The following is an 18478-nucleotide window of genomic DNA, read 5'->3' on the forward strand; positions in this document are numbered from 1 at the left end:
GCTGATTTTTGATAGGTGGGTTTATCAATTCACGCTCGCTGTACGTGCGTATTTGGTATATCTGTTTTCAGAGTGTTTGTTTTACATAAAATATGTATATGATATATCTTTTGCAATATTGTGATGTATGTCTTATATTTATTTTTTTAAACAAACAGAGACCATATTTAGTGGTAATACTATATTTGAGAGTTGAGAGAATGCTAATACAATATAAAATTATGCCATTAACAAGAGAAGATAGAATTAAAACAGTTTACGGAGGGGGTGGACATGTTGTAATACTGGGAGCTGGTGCTAGTATTGCTTCAACATTCCGAAATCCTGAACTTGGTGGGAAACAACTTCCATCAATGGAGAATTTTGTTGAAATCGTAGGTTTAAATGATATTGTTGAATCATTACCAGAGAATTTGCAAGCAAAAAATTTTGAAGAATTATACAGTAAACTTCATAAAGACAATCCTAATTCTGATGCTATAATTGAAGTTGAAAAAAGAGTCTATAGCTACTTTAGTGAAATGCAACTTCCAGACGAGGCTACAATATATGACTACCTCGTTTTATCATTAAGGCCTAGGGATTTGATTGCTACATTTAACTGGGATCCGCTCTTGTATCAAGCATTTTGCAGAAACAAAAAAATTGCGGACATGCCTAGGCTTTCGTTTCTGCATGGCAATGTTGCGATTGGATATAGTACAGAAGACAAAAGATGCGGGCCCGTTGGATACCAAGCAAGACGAGAAGGAGGAGTATTCGAACCGACAAAACTGCTATATCCTGTAGAACAAAAAAACTATAACCAAAACGAGTTTATTAAAATGGAATGGGAACGTGTGAAATACTGGCTCCAATCTGAAAGTACTAAACGAGTTACAATATTTGGTTACGGAGCTCCCAAAACTGATGTAGAAGCAATCACACTTATGAATGACGCATATGGAACAGCAAATAAGAGAAATATGGAGCAATTTGAAATAATTGATATAAAGGCGGAGGATGCTGCAATTAAATCTTGGGAAGGATTTATTCATTCCCATCATTACGACTATAGCACAGATTACTTCAAATCATCTCTTGCATATAATCCAAGACGAACCTTTGAAAGCTATCACCAACATAATTTGCCAATTTCAATTGATGAGGCGTTTAGCGAATCCAATCCAATTCCTTCTGATATAAAAAGATTGGAGGATCTTTGGGATTGGCACAAAGATTTGATTGAAGCAGAAAATCAATGGAAGAAAGCACACCCTGATGTCGAACTTTAAAATAATTAGCTAAAATGATTAAATCAATTTTTTCTTTTTTATACAAAAAGGATGAATCTGTAATGACAGAAATATCCGAGGAAGAGTACTTAAAAATATTTGTTAAGGGACGCAAGAAGGAGGAAATCGAGGTAGCATATAGGCAGGCGTGGCAAGCTAAGAACTTTGAAATCGATAATTATTGGAAGCGAACAAACTATTTTTGGGCATTTCAAGTTGCCTCTTTTGCCGGATATTTTTCTGTTCTTGGATCAAACGCTTACAAAACTAACCCCCAAGTTCTATTTTTTGTTACTTGCATCGGTTTTATTACTTCACTTGCATGGACATTTATTAACCAAGGAAGCAAGACTTGGCAACGTCATTGGGAGATTCATGTAGACATGTTAGAAAATGAGATTACAGGACCACTATATAAAATTGTTACAGAGAAAAAGACTTTTTCGGTTTCCAAAATTAATGACATTGTTAGCCGATTTATTGTTTGCATTTGGGTAATCCTATCAGGCAAATATTTGTTCGAGCATGTGACTTTTAATTATACAACCCCCCAAAATATTGAGTTTCAAATTTGGGCTGGCATTCTTGTCACTTTATATTTTACAGGAGCAATGTATTTTGGACATGGACGAGGAAGATTTGGACATCGTAACGTTAAATTTTATAGAAGAACGTTTTCTAATGGCAATAAAACTACGGAAGGACAGCCAGAATAAAATGTACTACTGCAAATACTGCTATAACAATGGTATAACGAATTACACAATACGACTGACCGATTCGAAATTTGAATATCAACAACCACGTCACGAATCCATTCAATAAAATGAGCATAGATAAAATATATACCTATGACGAAGTAATAAAGTCGCTTAATGCAAAGAAACGACAGAAACACTTATTGCTTGGCAATGGTTTTAGTATGTCTTATGATTCGGGCATTTTTTCATACAATGCTCTAAGCAAATTTTTAGAAAACCTTGACAACGATATTCTGCAAAAGCTATTTCAGATAATCAAAACCAGCAACTTTGAATTGTTGATGGAACAATTGGATAATGTGGCACAAATTGCAGAAGTTTTTGGAGCAGACAGAAAGGTTGTTCAGAATATCAGAAACGCAACTGAAGCTCTTAAAGAAAGCCTAATTGATGCTATTAAAGAATTGCATCCTGAACACGTTTTTTCAGTTCCAGAAGAAAAAAGCAAATCCTGTGCAGCATTTCTATATTCTTTTCTTGCAGGGGGAGGACAAATTTTTACAACAAATTACGATTTGCTTTTATATTGGGTGTTAATGCGAAATGAAATAGAAAATGCTATTGATGGATTTGGCCGGGATGTGGAGGAAAGTGACAATTGGATTCAAGAAGATGAAAGACAATACTCTGAACTCCGTTGGGGCAAATACAAAAGCATACAAACTGTTCACTACTTACATGGTGCATTGCAATTATTCGATACAGGTATAGATATAATCAAAGAAGAATACACAAACGAACATTTTTTATTAGAAAACATTAAGACCCGAATGGAGAAAAAGGAATATCCGATTTTCGTAACGGCTGGGAATGGCAATGAAAAACTTTCCCATATTGTTCACAATAAGTATTTAGCTAATTGTTACGAAAGCCTTAGTACAATTGGTGGTTCGCTGATTTGTTATGGTTTTGGCTTCGGCAATTATGACGAACACATTATTGCAGCAATAAACAAAGCAGCAAAGAAACGTAAAGACGAAAACGAAAAATGGCTCCCATTTCTTGCGAGTGTATATATCGGCGTATATTCAGACGCAGATTTGAAACATATAAAATCAATAGAAAAGAAATTCAAAGTTCCCGTTCGTTTGTACGATGCAAGAACTGTAAATGTTTGGAGTTAATTGAACAATTAAATGAACGAAATATTTATCATAGCTGGTGATTATTTAAAGGGGAAATCCGTTTATCCTAAGCTTCGTAGGGGACTAAATTTGCTTTTTAACATCAGCATTGCCTCATTCGTTTATGAAAAGTTTTACGGAAATTATACTTGGCTCAACTATAATGATTACAAAGGCATTTTAAACTTTTTCGTTAAAGGTAATTTTTTCATTCCGTTAAGTATTTTTTTTGTTGTTTATATCTTGACACAATTTATATCTTTAACATTTTTCGTTGCGTTAAATCATTTTAAGACAATTAAAATAACTAGAGAAATTCTGCAATACCAATTCAAAAAAGAAAAAATTGATGCACGTTTAAATGAAATAAACAAAGTTTCAAAATATGTAAGTCCTGTTAAATTGACAAAAAAAACAATGCTTGAAATGTATCAGGAATTGAGAAACCACATTACACCTGAAGCATTTGAAGAAATTGAAAAAAGCCTGAAAGAGCCAAAACAAAATCTAGAGGCCAACTTCACTATGTCCTTTAGAATGATGTTAGCAATAACTATTTACTTTTTTTCAATTCCTGAGTTCGGCTGGTTGTTATACATAACAGCTATGGTAATTCTAATTATTGGAATGTATGTACTCATGATTTCATACCGTTTCCTTGACATAATTCCAACGCTAATGAGAAAGTTACATCATCAAGCGGAAGAATACTTAAAATTACATACAAAAAAAGCGAATGAGAATAATACATAAATCAAATTCCCCACCAACACTACAATGACATAAAAACTTAATGTTGACAATGGATATCGCAGTTGACGAAAAAAAAACACTGGCTATAACAGCAACTAGCCAAAAGGCTGGACTTCCTACTTAGCAGATACATTAGTGCAAAACAAAAGTGCTGTTGTCCGAATTTATTTTATTGATAAAAGTCTCGTCCTTTGAGTAGATGCAAAACCGCTTTAAGAAACCATCCGGACAGAATAAATCATGACAAAGACTTTATTGATAATTGGCGCGGGGACAAGCATGAGTATTCATAGCTCCTTCCCTTCCGGAATACAACTAGCTAATTTAATCGACGTTCATTTAATTACGACAAAGAAAAAAACGCACGAGAAAGAATGTCCATATATTTCTCCGATGATAAATGAAGCATTCAGGATATTTAAGCCTAACATCAATGCCTTCGACAAAACAATTGACAAACTTAAAGTAGAACTTTGGGCTTATGTTCAAGAATATTATTACAATGATGTTGGAACAGGAACTGTTACGCAAATTTCAGTTGACAATTTAATTTCCGATAAGTTCAATAACAATACAGATATAACCAATCTTGCAAAACATTGCATTGCTTACCATCTAAAAGGACAGGAAAACGCTTATATACGAAAAATAAATTCTTCTGGACACATTAAGGCTGACACATGGGTAGACCATTTATTTACTCTTTTACATTCAAGAGGTTGGAGTTATGACGATATTCAAAAAAAATTTCGAGTGATCTCGTTCAATTACGAAAGACTGTTTGAGTATTTATCGTGTAAAGCGATAAAGAAAACTTACAACGAAGACTTAAATCATCTTCAAAACATCGAATATATCTACGGTCGCATTGGTTCACTCGCAGACGTTCCTTTTGAGGACAACAATGACGTCACAGACAAAATGAAAGACTGCTTCAAAAAAATTATGTTAATTGGCGAGCGAAACAACATTGCAAATAAACCACAACTCGACACGTATGAAAAAGTTTTATTCGTTGGCTTCGGTTATGACAAGAACAACCTCACTGATACCCTTTCCATCAACTTGGTCAAAAAAGCAAAACTATTAGGGATGTGTCGTAATAAATCAAAATTGTACCAAGACGTCGAAAGAGATTATAAAATAAATATTACGACTCATAAGACGATTGAGGACTTTCTAAATGAAAATCTATAACCTGTGTGCGGATGGCAACCTATGATAGCAGCTACTTGCAATTTATTGTGGGTTAGGTTCAAATGCGTAAATTCAACTTAGCAAAAAATGCGATTATCTGCAGAACATCACAGGCAAGCGTAAGATGCCCCACAACATACAAATCAAAAACGAGCGAACACAACTAAGCTAAACGAAGCAGCAAAACTCTTTTTTTGCCGAAACACGAAGTTCCGCTTTTTGCAATTCATTTTTGCACAAAAAATCAAAACACCCGCTCCGGTCTTTTTTACGTCACAATCGCGTTTACAATTTCACAAACCGCATCACAGCATTTCCACACCGCACAAAATAAACCCCATCCACCAACTCCCCCACCCCAATTTCCCCCGAAGCATCAGCCACCAACACCAACTGCCCCGCCGCCGAATACACACGCACCACTTCACCCGCCGGCAAATTACGAATGCGGATTACATCGCACGCCGGATTGGGATAAAGCGCAGGCAACGCAGCCGTGTGCGCAGCACCGTTTGAAAGCGTGAGGCAACTGTTGGCCAGAAACACGCCCAGCGGATACGTTTGCAGGCTGCTGCTGGTAACCGGCCCCTGCACATACCCGTTATTCACCCGCAACCCATACACGCCGCAAAAGGAAAGCTGATAATCTGTTGCCGACTCCAGATTGGGCGGGTATTGCGGATTGACCATTACATTGCCGAACGTATCGCACTGCTGAAGGGCGAGAATAAGCGTATCGCCATTGCCGAACGAGGCGGTGTACACCCGGCAAAGCCCGCCGTGATCGCCCCACACAAGCAGCGTGTCGGGCGGTGTGAGGCCGCTGAGCACGGAAATTACACGCACATACATACCATAGTGATAATCCGATACTTTTTCGGCCATAATCACGGTGCGTATGGTGGTATCGGTGCTTAGTGTAAGGCAATAATTATCGGGCGAATTTGGCGCACACGTGCAGGCCCTGCTGCCCGGCGGCAACAACGTAAGCACAGCAAAAAGCAGGAAAATGTGTTTCATGGGGTAAATTTTGCCGGAAGGTAAAACAACTATCGCGGCTGCAAAAAGGATGCGCGCAATTTTTCAGAAAATCAAAATTTGGAGCGAACCGGCTGATTCATTAAAAAACCGTATGGCTCCGGTGTTCCGCTCCAATGCAGCACCGCAACAGAAAAAACATGCTGCCCGAAACTGCATTTCCACTGCACCCCGGGCTAGAAACCAAATCCTTCCGGCATTCCAAAATACCTTATCCTTCCGTTAATTTCTGTGCAAATTCCCCCCAAAACCCCAAAAGCCCCGTATCTTTACCTGTCTGCATGGGCAAATTCAGGCTTGATATAGACTACGATTACGATTTCATCCTGACCGGAATTTCCTGTCACGAAAAACCGTACCGGCTTTGCTGGGCTGTAAACAAGGCATTGCTGCTGGATATGGTACTTACCGAACCATTGTCCATTGCCCTGAAGAAAGGCGACCCGGAATCGAAATTCCTGCTGTATATGCACGAGAATACAGACAACGACACGGCCTGCTTTATTGTGGCCAACCGGGGCGACCGCGGGCTGCTTGTGCCGGAGCAGCATCAGGCCGATTATTTCTTTGTGGCAAAAGGCCCTTTCGGCCGCAGCGACGAGGAACACATGCTTACCGCCCTGCGCGGCATTCCGTTTGTGCTGCTGGCCTTTCCATTGGTGCCGGCCGAACTGAAATCGCGGCAGAACCTTTTATTCTGAATAACACATTTATCGAATCATACTCTATTATGCCAACTCAAACAAACGAAACACAACGCATTCAGTTTAACCGCACAAAAATTGTAGCTACACTGGGCCCGGCCTCGTCCACGCCCGAAATGCTTGAAGAAATGGCCCGCGCAGGTGCCGATGTATTCCGCATCAACTTCTCGCACGGCAAGTACGATGATGTGGCCGCAGTAGTGAAACACATCCGCGAAGTAAACCGCAAACTCGGCACACACATTGCCATTCTCGGCGATCTGCAGGGCCCCAAGCTGCGCATTGGCGTGGTAGAAAACAACGGCGTGGAAATTAAGGAAGGACAAATACTCACCTTCACCACCCACGAAATGACCGGCACGGCCGAGAAAGTATATATCACGTACCCGCAGTTTCCGAAAGATGTGAAAGTGGATGAAAACATCCTCATCGACGACGGAAAGCTGGTGCTGCGTGTGGTGTCAACCAACAACACCGACGAAGTAAAAGCGCAGGTGATGCACGGCGGCATCCTCTCGTCGAAAAAAGGCGTGAACCTGCCCAACACCAAAATTTCGCTGCCGTGTCTGACGCCGAAGGATTTGCAGGATCTGGAATTTGCGCTGCAGCAGCAGTTCGACTGGATCGGGCTTTCGTTTGTGCGTTCGGGTGCGGATATTATCGAACTCAAGCACATTATCCGCAACATTGATCCGGCCAGCAAGGCGCGCGTAATTGCCAAAATTGAAAAGCCCGAAGCGGTGAGCGACATCGACAACATTATCCGCGAAACCGATGCGATAATGGTGGCGCGCGGCGATCTGGGCGTGGAAGTGCCCATGCAGCGTGTGCCGGTGATTCAGAAAATGCTGGTGCGCAAATGCCTGGAGGCTTCCAAGCCGGTAATTATTGCCACACAAATGATGGAGAGCATGATTACCAATATTTCGCCCAGCCGCGCCGAAGTAAACGACGTGGCCAACTCGGTTATGGACGGCGCCGATGCCGTGATGCTGAGCGGCGAAACATCAGTAGGCAAACACCCGCACAAAGTGGTGGAAGCCATGTCGAAAATTATTGCACAGGTAGAAGAAGAACACACGCTTTACTACGGCGAACGCCCGCCCCTGTTCAGCTCCGACGAACGCTATGTGTCTGACCACATCTGCTACGCCTCGTCGCAGCTGGCGCGCCACACCAATGCGGCAGCCATTATTACCATGACACAATCGGGCTACACGGCGTTCCGTATTTCGAGCTACCGTCCCCGCGCCAGCATTTTTGTGTTTACCGACAACTACAGCATTCTCACCCAGCTCAGCTTAGTATGGGGCGTGCGCGGTTTTTACTACGACAAAAACATAAGCACCGACCACACCATTGCCGACATCAAATTTATTCTCAAAAAAGAAGGTCTTGTGGTGAAAGATGATTACATCATTAACACCGCCAGCATTCCGCTGAGTGAGAAAGGCAAATCGAACATGATTAAACTCAGCATTGTTGAATAACCCGGCACACCGCCACATACCACACATTTACGCATACCATGAAAGTAAATACTGCCCTGCTCGGCACCATCTGCGAAACACCGGGTGCACCCGGACATGAACAGCGCGTCCGCGAACTTGTACTGCGCGAAATAAAAAAGCATGCCGATGAAATAAGCATCGACAACATGGGCAACATTACCGCACTGCGCAAAGGAAAAAGCAGCGCAAAAAAAGTAATGATTGCCGCACACATGGACGAGATCGGTTTCATTGTCACCAGCATAGACGACCGCGGCTTCCTGCATTTTATTCCGCTGGGCGGTTTCGACCCGAAAACACTTACCGCACAGCGCGTAATTGTACACGGCCGCAAAGATGTAATTGGTGTAATGGGCTCAAAACCCATACACATGATGAGTCCCGAAGAGCGCAATAAAGTAGTGCCCATTGGCGATTACTTTATTGACCTGGGCCTGCCCAAAAAGGAAGTGGAGAAACTTGTGCGCGTGGGCGACACGGTAACGCGTGAGCGTGCGCTGATTGAAATGGGCAACTGCGTAAACTGCAAATCGTTGGACAACCGCGTGTCGGTGTACATACTGATTGAAATGCTGCGCACGCTTAAAAAGCCTGCTTACGATACGTATGCCGTGTTTACCGTGCAGGAAGAAGTTGGTTTGCGTGGTGTGCAGGCATCGGCGCTGGCTATTAATCCCGATTTTGGTTTCGGGCTCGATACGACCATTGCATTTGATGTGCCCGGCTCGAAAGAGCACGAGCGTGTAACCGAGCTTGGCAAAGGCACAGCCATCAAGATCATGGACTCGTCAACGATATGCGATTACCGCATGGTGGCGTTTATGCGGCAAACCGCCGAGAAGCACAAGATTCCGTATCAGATGGAACTGCTGCCCGCCGGCGGAACCGATACGGCAGGCATACAGCGTTACAATGCCGGCGGCGCCATTGCCGGTGCGGTGTCTATTCCCACACGCCACATCCATCAGGTAATTGAAATGTGCAATAAAGATGATATTGCGCATTCCATACAGCTGCTTACAAAGTGTGTGGAGGAAATAAGCACTTACGACTGGTCGTTTAAATAACATAAGGGCAACTCTAAAAACGCCAAATCTCTTCGTTTGGCTTGTCGCCAAAATCCTCATTTACACAAGTAAACTGCGGTTTTGGTTCCTGTGCCCGCCTCAATCTTTGCCGTTTTTAGAACTGCCCCTTACCCAATAAAAAAGCCCGGCGCAACGATTGTGCCGGGCTTTGTTGTGCATGCAAACATGTTATTTCACATACACCATACGCCGCCCGAAACCCGTGCGCAGCACAAGGCGCGTAGCCGTTAGCGTATCCACCGAGTAAATATTGAACACGCCTTCAGACGCATCGAGCCGCAGGGCGCGCTGGTCAGTTTCGCGGTGTTTGAGCAGGTACCATTTGCCGGTGGAAGTGCCGTTGTCTTTAAGCACGTAGGCACCGGCGGCATCAAGCGCGAGTGTGCCGCGCGCGGTGGCAATGGGTGTGCCTACGGAGGTGGTTTCCTGCTGCAGCGTCCAGGTGCCGGTAATGAGCGAATCGTTATCGGAGCAGGCGGCAAGCAGCAGCAGAAAAAGCAGAGGGAGTGTGCGCATGTGCAGGTTAGTCTTCAAGCAGCCAGATGGCTTCGTTCAGTTCGCCGAGGGTTTTGCGGTTGCCGGTTTGGCGGGCCAGTTGGGCGCCGAGGTGATAGGTGTGCAGGGCTTCGGCCGTTTTGTTTTCCTGCTCAAGCCACTGCCCGAGCTGGTAGTAAGCGCCGAGGTAGTCGGGCCTGTCGGCAAGGAGTTGCTGCACCTGCGCAATGGCCTGGGTGCGCTGCCCGGCGGCGGCAAGCTCTACGGCAATGGCGTAGCGCAGAAAAGCATCGCCGGGTTCTTCGGCCAGCATAGATTGCAGTTGGGCAAGGCGGCTCATGGGGTAAAGGTAAGCGGCCGGAAGGTTTTTTGAAACACCGGACGATTTGAATTTCTAGCCCAGATAGTAGTGGAAACACAACAGCAGAAAAATAATTTGGTTGCCACCCCTCCGAGGTCGCTGAGACCTCGGAGGGGTGATGGTTGTTGTTTTTTCTGCTGTTGTGTTGGAACGGATAGCTGGAGCCGAACGGTTTTTTACTGCACCCCGAGGTTCGCTCCTCTCCTTTTTACTAAGCGCTTGTTAAGGAATTTTCACCGTCACCTCATCCGTTTCGCCTTCTTCGAAACGCACTACTTTGCCGGTAACCATATTGCCCGAAGGCAGCACCACTTCCACGTCCATAATCTTGGGTAAATCGGTAGTGAAGCTGGCTTTGCCGGAGCCGTCGGTGCTGGCCGTGAGCGGATCAATATTGTTGCAGGGCGGACTGGGGCAGCTTCCGTTGGGAATAAGTTTTACCTGTACGCCCGACTGAGGCGCATCGGCCATATTGAGCACGGTGACAATGGCCTTGCATTCCTTGTTGCGGTTGCAGGCGGTGGTGGCGCTGGTGCCGATAAGCAGGAGCGCGCTGCAAATAATTTGCAGCGGTTGTTTGAACGGAGTTAGCATGTGTAGTCAGGTTTGCCTTCCTGATACCACCAAGATAATGCAACCGGGCAAAAAAAGCAAACCCGGCTTTGCGGGCCGGGTTTGAAGTATGATGTGGTGGAATGATTAAAAGGTAACGGTTACCTCGTCGGTTTCGCCTTCTTCAAAGCGAACCACTTTGCCGGTGGGCTGGCTGTTTACTTCCACATCCATAATCTTGGGAAGATCGGTAGTGAAGCTGGCTTTGCCGGACCCGTCGGTAGTGGCGGTGAGCGGTGCAATTTGTGTGCAGCCGGAGCAGCTGCCGCCGGGAACAAGTTTCACTTCCACGCCCGATTGCGGGGTGTTAGCGGCATTTACTACCGTTACAATGGCTTTGCACTCTTTGTTGCGGTTGCACGATGAAGTGCCGGAAACAAAGGCCAGTGAAACCAGCAGCAGAAGCATTGCACTGCCGGCAGCCCAAAATGTTTTAAAACGCTTATCCATACTTATGAAGGTTTGCCGCCTATACATGAAAAGGCACTATTCTTGCTGCAAAGTAGCCGAATAAGTATCTTTACTTCCTACAAATATAAAAAAGTTTTACACATGGGAAAGCGCATAACGCTCCTTTTCGCAGGCCTCACCGCTGCAATGCTTTCTGTTTCCTTTACTGAAGCCGACAAACGGGCCCGGGTGATAATACACACCACCATGGGCGATATAAAAGTGGTGCTTTATGACGAAACGCCCGGCCACCGCGATAATTTTCTGCGTATTGCCGCCAACAAAACCCTCGACAGCACGCTGTTTCACCGGGTAATTAAAAGCTTTATGATACAGGGCGGCGACCCCGATTCGAAAACCGCCAAACCCGGCCAGGGCTTAGGCAACGGCACGCTGGGCTACACCCTGCCCGCCGAAATACACCCCGCCCTGTACCACAAACGCGGCGCACTGGCCGCTGCCCGCCTGGGCGACGAAATAAACCCGAACAAAGAATCATCAGCCTGCCAGTTTTACCTTGTGCAGGGACAGGTGTTTACCGACAGCCTGCTGGACATAATTATAAAAACCCGCATTGACCAGCCGCTGAAGCAGAAAATTTTTGCCGCCTACATCAACGATCCAAAAAACAAAGCCACCAAAGACGCATTTATCCGCGCCCAGCAGCGTGCACGCTACCTCAACCAGCCCGACAGCCTGAACATGCTTTCGGCGCAGATTGATCCTATTATAAACACCCAGTTTGAGAAAACGCCGCACCGCGTAATTACCGCCGAACAGCGCAAAGTATATACCACCCTGGGCGGCACACCGCACCTTGACGGCGGCTACACCGTGTTTGGCGAAGTGGAAAGCGGGCTGGACATTATTGAAAAAATTTCGCTGCTGCCGGTTGACGGAGCAAGCCGCCCCGCGCAGGATGTGCGTATGTGGGTGGAAATTGTGAAGTAACCACACCACACACACACAGCTTACTATGCTGCTTACTGCCTACCGCGCCATTGCCGCCGGCTGCGCACTTGTGCTGCTGCTGCTTGCCAATGCCTGCAAGGAAACACCCCAAAAGCCCGCCCCGCTTGTGCGCACACGTCCGCCCCAAGGCTACGTATATCTGAACAACGGAAAATTTGAGCTTGACGGCAAGCCGTTTTTCCCAAAACTGCTCAACTGCATATTTGTACTGCGCACGCACGGCGACAGTATATGGCCCGCCGTTTCGCCCGAATATACCGACAGTGTGAGCAAGCGCAACTTAGTAAAGCCGCGCCGCGAAAGCCTTGCCGAACTCCGCGCCACCCTGCAATTAGTGCGCGACATGGGCTACAACAGCCTGCGGATATGCGGCATAGGCGAACCGCTGCTTATGAAACCCAACGACAGCAGCACCCTGCACGTGCGCTGCATTGACAACGACGGCTGGGAAAAACGCTATCCGCTAAACAGCGACGCACAGTACAGCCGCTACTTTGCCGCCCTGCGCCTGCTTACCGATGCCGCCACCGAAGCCGGACTCAAAACCATTTTCCTTACCCGCACGCAACCCTTCAACCCCCGCTCACACGAGCACCTGCGCCGCGTGGCCGAATTTACCAAACCGCAGCCCGGCATTATGGCTGTTGACTTTTTCAACGAACCACTGTACTTCGATTCGCTCAAGCACACCACAAAAAACGCGGTGGTCGCAGAGGTAACCAGGTGGCAGCAGATTTTTATGGAAAGCAATCCGCACCACCTTACCACCATTGGCCTTGCCCACGAAACCGAAGTGGCCGTGTGGGATCCGAACCTGCTGGATGTGGATTTCATTTGCTTTCACCCCTACGAATATGCGCCCGATATGGTGTGCAACGAACTGTACTGGTACAGCCAGTATGTGAAAAAGCCCTGGATGGTGGGCGAAACAGGCCTGTCGGCCGAAGATGTAAAAGTGCCTTACGCCAGCCAGACCGCTTTTACCAAACGCACGTTTGAGCAGGCCTGCAACTGCGGCGCAATCGGCTATGCGCTGTGGCAACTGAAAGACCAGCCCGAAGGCAATTTCCACCAGCAGTTTCTGGGCATTATGAACAACAAAGCCTTTACCATAAACAGCAAGGGCGACACCGTAAGCGGCACACCCAAGCCGGTAAACGAATTTATACGCACCGCCGCATACGCCAAAACCGGAAACTGCGAACCGGCTGCCAGCTACAACAACTACGGGGCCGACAGCCTGTTTACCGTAACCGGCACGCTGTTCGACAACCGCTACACCGGGCTGGAAGGGGGAATTATAATAGTGTGGGATAAAACCTGGACACAAACCAAAAGCACACACACCCGCAAAGACGGCGGCTACGAACTGAAAGCCGCGTTTGAGCCGTACTACATTTGCTTTGCGGCCACGCGCATGGAAACGCAGCGCAACGAAATTGCGCACGTCACCAAATTCCGCCGCAAGGAATCAAACCTCATTTCGGTAAATACCATTGAGCTGGAACCGGTAAAGGGGAAATAAACGCCGGCAGGGGAAAATACTACCTTTGCACCATTATCATGAAAGACCGTATTGAATCCTTGCTCGAAGAAATTGAAGCCTTTGCTGCGCGCAACGCAGAGCAGGCCGAGCAGTTCCGTTTGAATTACCTGAGCCGCAAAGGAAAAATTTCCACGCTGTTTGAAGAGTTTAAAACCGTGGCGCCCGAAATGAAGCGCGAAGTGGGCCAGCTGCTCAACCGCCTCAAAACAAAGGCCGAGGAAAAACTCGAAAGCCTGCGCAGCGACAGCGGCAGCGACGAAAGCACAAGCTCCAGCACCGACTGGTTTGCCCCTTCCGGCGCGCCCGAGGGCACACGCCACCCGCTGCAACTGGTGCGCCGCGAAATACTCGATATTTTTGGCCGCCTCGGCTTTACGGTAGAAGAAGGTCCGGAAGTGGAAGACGACTGGCACAACTTCTCGGCGCTCAATTTCCCCGAGGAGCATCCCGCGCGCGACATGCAGGACACGTTTTTCATTGACGTAAGCGATGCGAAAAACCCGCACGCCCTGCGCACACACACCTCGAGCGTGCAGGTGCGCGTGCTCGAAAACACAAAACCGCCGGTGCGCATTGTAATGCCCGGCCGCGTGTATCGCAACGAAGCCATTTCGGCCCGTGCACATTGCTTCTTCCACCAGGTTGAAGGCCTGTATGTGGACAAAGGGGTTTCCTTTGCCGATATGAAGCAAACGCTGCTCTACTTCTCGCGCGAGATGTTTGGCGCTGATACACAAATTCGTTTGCGCCCCAGCTATTTCCCCTTCACCGAACCAAGTGCCGAAATGGACATTTCCTGCACCATTTGCCACGGCAAAGGCTGCAACGTATGCAAACACTCCGGCTGGGTCGAAATCCTCGGCTGCGGCATGGTGGATCCGGCGGTACTCAGCAACTGCGGCATTGATCCGAATGTGTATTCGGGCTTTGCCTTCGGCATGGGCATTGAGCGGATTACGATGCTGAAGTACGGGGTAAACGATCTTCGTTTGTTTTCGGAAAACGATGTGCGTTTTCTGAAGCAGTTCCGGGGGGCGTAATAAATCTGATCTGCTCAAAAGAAAAGTCGTGCAGGAGCGCGACTTTCTTTTATCTGCCCGTTCCCAGCCACCGGAATGCTGTTAGTGAATTAAAACAAACGTGAAAGCGATGAAAGGCGTAATACTTTTAGGCAGTTCAAACAGCAAAGGCGAAACCTTTCAGCTGGCAAGTTACGTGGCCGGGCAAACCGGCTACCCGATTATTGACCTGAAAGAAAAACACATTCTCCCCTTCGATTACGAATTCAAGAACCGCCACGACGACTTTCTTCCGTTAATCAAAGAAATCGTATCCGGTTACGAACTGATCATTTTCGCCACGCCGGTTTACTGGTACACCATGAGCGGTACGATGAAGATTTTTTTCGACCGGATTTCCGATTGCCTGAAAACCGAAAAAGAAACCGGAAGAAAACTGCGGGGCATGAAAATGGCCGTGCTCAGCTGCGGATCTGACGATGAGTTGAAAGACGGATTCCACATGCCGTTTATTGAAAGCGCCAATTACCTGAGTATGCAATACATGGGCAATGTGCATGGCTGGATTGAAAACGACACCATACCAGACACGGTAAAGAAAAACCTCGACAATTTTATTCAAAAAATTGCCTGAATGGATTTCCGCAAGTACCTGGAACGGATTTGTGTGGATACCCGCCCTGAAGCCACAAAAGACGTATTGTTCAGGCTTCAGAAAAACCACCTGCTGCACATTCCGTTCGAAAATTTAGATATCCACTACGGCATACCCATTGTGCTGGACACGGCCCGCATGTTCACCAAACTCATCATAAACAACCGCGGCGGGTTTTGCTACGAACTTAACTCACTGTTTTGCGCGCTACTCACGCACATTGGTTTTGATGCCCGTTTAGTGTCGGGCAAAGTACATGTGGAAGCCGAACGTTATGGCCCTGAATTCGACCACATGGCCATTGTGGTGCAGTTGGAAAACAAGTGGTATCTGGTGGATGCCGGCTTTGGAAAATTTTCTTCCGCACCGCTTGAGCTCACTCACGGACTTTTGCAGGAAGATGAAAACGGCGTATTTGTAATTGAGCAACTGAATGCCGAAGACTTCAAAGTGAGTCGGATTGAAAATGCAGTAAACACGCCGGAGTATATTTTCAGTATGCGGGAGCAGCCGCTGAATGCGTTTGAAGACATGTGCCGTTATCACCAGTCAAGCTCCAAATCGCATTTCACAAAAAACAAGCTGGTCACAATTGCCACCGCATCCGGGCGCGTTACGCTTACCGATACTTCGTACAAAATTACCCGCCACGGGCATACGAAAACTGTTGTTTTTGAAGGGAGTGAATTTGAGTATCATCTCCGGCAGCTTTTTGGGATGCAGGTTGTGAGGGGGTAGGTTGGCTGTGTTTTTTTGGGTAATGTGTTGGGGGGGCGAGTGATATGTATTGATATTGTTTTGTGTGCACGGCTCCCATTTTTGGGTGCGGTGCTTTTTTGTGTGTGTTTGTTGGGGTAGTGTTGTTCTTTGATGTGGAATGCGCGGGCTTTGATCTGTGAGTCCGGATATGCGTATATTGTATAGCTATGGGCTGGATAGTTGTTTTACGTAATATGCGTAAAAGATATTCCTAATGGGATATTGTAATGTATGTCAATAGCTTGATGCTGTAATTTTTCCAGATTAAATAATTTAGTGGGTTGCGTATATTTGAGTGTTATGGTGCATTTAAAGAATGACAGAAACAGAAGAAAAATATCTACCGACTGAAATCTTACAAAAGGCAATTGTAAGTGGAAAGGAATATGGTTGGAAACGAACGGACTTTAAGGAAGTAGTTGACAAGGCAGTAGAAGTCGGACTTGGAATTATTGGCGGACAAGTTCAATTTAAACTTCCAGACGGAACTTGTGAACTCTATTGGCACAAATATGACACGACAGAAAGAAAAACAGGAGAAAGTTGGAAAGAATACTGTCAGCGGACTAAAGCCGAATGTATAAATCAATTTGAAAAACTCCCGGCTGACAGCGAATTAGTAAAAGAAGGTATCGAAAGCTTTGACTTTTTAAAAGAGAAAAGTAAAACTGACGCAATCCTCAAAAACTTTTTGATTTTCATTCTTTACTTCACCGACCTTGAAACAGAATTAGAAAATGAGTGACGAAAAAGTAATTATCGAATTGACTAAGAACGAAGCAATTGTTTTATTCGAATTTCTCGGCAGATTTAATGAGAATGACGGCTTGAGCAAATTTGAAGACCAATCAGAACAAAAAGTGCTTTGGGACATTGAACGTATTTTAGAAAAACAATTATCCGAACCTTTCAGGGCTGACTATGGAGAAATTGTGGCTAAAGCAAGAGAACAAGTGAGGGATAAAGAATGAAAACTTACCATAACACGGGTTTTGCGTAAGGCGGGGTGTCGTGCAAATTTGGAGCTATGTGCTTCTATTCAAGTTCAGTGGTGGTTGACTGTTTTGTGCCCTGAAATCTCGCACGAAAACCAAGCGACAAACCGTTCATACAGCTCAAACTTATGCCTGGCGAAATTTCCGTGTAATGCGTTTTTTGCCTTCCGTTCTTCTGTCAAAAGCCGGCAATTGCAGATTTATACCTGTCGGAAATGACCCTTGTTTTTTCGCGTTCACAGCTTTGCTGTTCTATGTGTAAACCGTACGTTTGAACAAACAACCACATCATGGCACACATCAATCCGCACATCAATTTCAGCGGCAACGCAGAAGAAGCATTTAACTTTTACAAATCAGTTTTTGGTGGTGAATTCACAAATATTATCCGCTTCAGAGAAATTGCCAGTGCCGAATTTCAGGTGCCGGAAAAAGAGGCCGACAAGCTGATGAACATTGCATTACCCATTGGCGGCAACCTGCTTATCGGGAATGATGTGCCTGAATTTATGGGCACTGTAAACCTGAACGAACACCGCAGCAAAATTTCAATCAGCGCCGAAAGCAAAGCCGAAGCGGAAAAATTGTACAACGGCCTTTCGGCTGGCGGCGAAGTAGAAATTCCGCTTATGCAAAGTCCCGACGGATCTTACTTTGCCATGTTCCGCGATAAATACGGCATTGAATGGATGGTGAATTTAGAGGCTTAACCGCGCAAAACCTTCACAGCAGGATGGCCGACTTTCACACCACATCATTACGCTTACTTTGCTGTGCTTCAAACGCCCCTACCCAATCATCTCCATCTTCCTGAAATAATCCACCACCGCCTCGCGCATCAGTTTATGCTGCTGTGCGGGTTTTAAATGTGGCAGTTTAGCCGTGGGGCTCCAGTGCGGCCAGCCGTCGGCGTCGGTGCCGTCGAAAAGGTAATAGCCGTAGGGTTCCAGCAGCGTGCAAATGGCAATGTGCATGACTTCCAGCTTCTGGTCTTTCGAAAATTTCCGGTAGCCTTTGCCCAATTCCTGCACGCCTATAATAAAGAGAATGGCCTGCAAATCAAGATCGCCGCCAAACTGGGGTTCCAACGCGGTAAGCACCTGCTGCCATTGCTGTTCAAGTTCTTCGTCGTGAAGCATGGTGCAAAGGTAAGCGGCTGTGCTG

At 46.1% G+C, this 18478-nt stretch carries 22 protein-coding genes; 16 read left to right on the forward strand and 6 right to left on the reverse strand.

What is annotated here, in order from left to right; genetic code table 11:
• Positions 1 to 98 precede the first annotated feature (98 nt).
• The 5 genes from IM638_04780 to IM638_04800 all read left to right on the forward strand — a co-directional run bounded on the left by IM638_04780 (position 99) and on the right by IM638_04800 (position 5109).
• The gene (locus IM638_04780) at positions 99 to 1274 is read left to right on the forward strand and encodes a hypothetical protein (protein ID MCA6362328.1); all 1176 of its coding nucleotides are present in this window, start codon (positions 99 to 101) and stop codon (positions 1272 to 1274) included.
• 14 nt (positions 1275 to 1288) lie between these two features.
• Positions 1289 to 1990, forward strand: a complete 702-nt coding sequence (locus tag IM638_04785) for a hypothetical protein (protein ID MCA6362329.1) — start codon at positions 1289 to 1291, stop codon at positions 1988 to 1990.
• A gap of 110 nt (positions 1991 to 2100) precedes the next feature.
• On the forward strand, positions 2101 to 3159 hold the full coding sequence (locus tag IM638_04790; protein MCA6362330.1) for a DUF4917 family protein: 1059 nt from the start codon (positions 2101 to 2103) through the stop codon (positions 3157 to 3159).
• Between the two features lie 12 nt (positions 3160 to 3171).
• Positions 3172 to 3912, forward strand: a complete 741-nt coding sequence (locus IM638_04795) for a hypothetical protein (GenBank protein MCA6362331.1) — start codon at positions 3172 to 3174, stop codon at positions 3910 to 3912.
• Positions 3913 to 4152: 240 nt separating this feature from the next.
• Complete coding sequence (locus tag IM638_04800) at positions 4153 to 5109, forward strand: hypothetical protein (protein ID MCA6362332.1); 957 nt, start codon at positions 4153 to 4155, stop codon at positions 5107 to 5109.
• Between the two features lie 285 nt (positions 5110 to 5394).
• Here IM638_04800 and IM638_04805 read toward each other — a convergent pair whose 3' ends face one another.
• Positions 5395 to 6129, reverse strand: coding sequence for a T9SS type A sorting domain-containing protein (locus IM638_04805; GenBank protein ID MCA6362333.1), 735 nt, complete (start codon positions 6127 to 6129; stop codon positions 5395 to 5397).
• Between the two features lie 299 nt (positions 6130 to 6428).
• Here IM638_04805 and IM638_04810 point away from each other — a divergent pair, with 299 nt between their 5' ends.
• Genes IM638_04810 through IM638_04820 form a run of 3 tightly spaced genes read left to right on the forward strand, consistent with a single transcriptional unit; the run spans position 6429 to position 9429 of the window.
• The gene (locus tag IM638_04810) at positions 6429 to 6848 is read left to right on the forward strand and encodes an IPExxxVDY family protein (protein MCA6362334.1); all 420 of its coding nucleotides are present in this window, start codon (positions 6429 to 6431) and stop codon (positions 6846 to 6848) included.
• Positions 6849 to 6877: 29 nt separating this feature from the next.
• Positions 6878 to 8341 carry a pyruvate kinase gene (gene pyk / locus IM638_04815; protein ID MCA6362335.1) on the forward strand — a complete coding sequence of 488 codons (1464 nt, stop codon included), beginning with the start codon at positions 6878 to 6880 and terminating at the stop codon, positions 8339 to 8341.
• 38 nt (positions 8342 to 8379) lie between these two features.
• Positions 8380 to 9429: a M42 family metallopeptidase gene (locus tag IM638_04820; protein MCA6362336.1), complete on the forward strand. Its 1050-nt coding sequence runs from the start codon at positions 8380 to 8382 to the stop codon at positions 9427 to 9429.
• A gap of 189 nt (positions 9430 to 9618) precedes the next feature.
• On the opposite strand, the gene IM638_04825 is transcribed toward IM638_04820, so the two are convergent.
• From IM638_04825 to IM638_04840, 4 genes are all read right to left on the reverse strand, one after another.
• Positions 9619 to 9966, reverse strand: a complete 348-nt coding sequence (locus IM638_04825) for a hypothetical protein (protein ID MCA6362337.1) — start codon at positions 9964 to 9966, stop codon at positions 9619 to 9621.
• 7 nt (positions 9967 to 9973) lie between these two features.
• On the reverse strand, positions 9974 to 10285 hold the full coding sequence (locus IM638_04830) for a tetratricopeptide repeat protein (GenBank protein ID MCA6362338.1): 312 nt from the start codon (positions 10283 to 10285) through the stop codon (positions 9974 to 9976).
• Positions 10286 to 10528: 243 nt separating this feature from the next.
• Positions 10529 to 10900 carry a hypothetical protein gene (locus IM638_04835; protein MCA6362339.1) on the reverse strand — a complete coding sequence of 124 codons (372 nt, stop codon included), beginning with the start codon at positions 10898 to 10900 and terminating at the stop codon, positions 10529 to 10531.
• A 105-nt stretch (positions 10901 to 11005) separates the two neighbouring features.
• Positions 11006 to 11368 (reverse strand): hypothetical protein, encoded by a 363-nt coding sequence (locus tag IM638_04840; protein ID MCA6362340.1) that lies wholly within the window; start codon positions 11366 to 11368, stop codon positions 11006 to 11008.
• Positions 11369 to 11470: 102 nt separating this feature from the next.
• On the opposite strand from IM638_04840, the gene IM638_04845 reads away from it, so the two are divergent.
• The 8 genes from IM638_04845 to IM638_04880 all read left to right on the forward strand — a co-directional run bounded on the left by IM638_04845 (position 11471) and on the right by IM638_04880 (position 18024).
• Complete coding sequence (locus IM638_04845) at positions 11471 to 12319, forward strand: peptidylprolyl isomerase (protein ID MCA6362341.1); 849 nt, start codon at positions 11471 to 11473, stop codon at positions 12317 to 12319.
• Between the two features lie 25 nt (positions 12320 to 12344).
• Positions 12345 to 13865, forward strand: a complete 1521-nt coding sequence (locus IM638_04850) for a hypothetical protein (protein MCA6362342.1) — start codon at positions 12345 to 12347, stop codon at positions 13863 to 13865.
• A gap of 38 nt (positions 13866 to 13903) precedes the next feature.
• On the forward strand, positions 13904 to 14926 hold the full coding sequence (pheS, locus tag IM638_04855) for a phenylalanine--tRNA ligase subunit alpha (protein ID MCA6362343.1): 1023 nt from the start codon (positions 13904 to 13906) through the stop codon (positions 14924 to 14926).
• Between the two features lie 109 nt (positions 14927 to 15035).
• Positions 15036 to 15539 carry a flavodoxin family protein gene (locus IM638_04860; GenBank protein MCA6362344.1) on the forward strand — a complete coding sequence of 168 codons (504 nt, stop codon included), beginning with the start codon at positions 15036 to 15038 and terminating at the stop codon, positions 15537 to 15539.
• On the forward strand, positions 15540 to 16298 hold the full coding sequence (locus IM638_04865) for an arylamine N-acetyltransferase (GenBank protein MCA6362345.1): 759 nt from the start codon (positions 15540 to 15542) through the stop codon (positions 16296 to 16298).
• Between the two features lie 337 nt (positions 16299 to 16635).
• Positions 16636 to 17064 (forward strand): hypothetical protein, encoded by a 429-nt coding sequence (locus IM638_04870; GenBank protein ID MCA6362346.1) that lies wholly within the window; start codon positions 16636 to 16638, stop codon positions 17062 to 17064.
• Positions 17057 to 17290, forward strand: a complete 234-nt coding sequence (locus IM638_04875) for a hypothetical protein (GenBank protein ID MCA6362347.1) — start codon at positions 17057 to 17059, stop codon at positions 17288 to 17290. The genes IM638_04870 and IM638_04875 overlap by 8 nt, the downstream gene beginning before the upstream one ends.
• A gap of 314 nt (positions 17291 to 17604) precedes the next feature.
• A complete protein-coding gene (locus IM638_04880; protein ID MCA6362348.1) occupies positions 17605 to 18024 on the forward strand; it encodes a VOC family protein in 420 nt (139 codons plus the stop codon).
• Positions 18025 to 18102: 78 nt separating this feature from the next.
• Here IM638_04880 and IM638_04885 read toward each other — a convergent pair whose 3' ends face one another.
• On the reverse strand, positions 18103 to 18453 hold the full coding sequence (locus IM638_04885) for a hypothetical protein (protein ID MCA6362349.1): 351 nt from the start codon (positions 18451 to 18453) through the stop codon (positions 18103 to 18105).
• Between the last annotated feature and the right edge of the window lie 25 nt (positions 18454 to 18478).

Source organism: Bacteroidota bacterium, assembly GCA_020402865.1.
In the GTDB taxonomy this organism is placed as follows: Bacteria; Bacteroidota; Bacteroidia; order Palsa-965; family Palsa-965.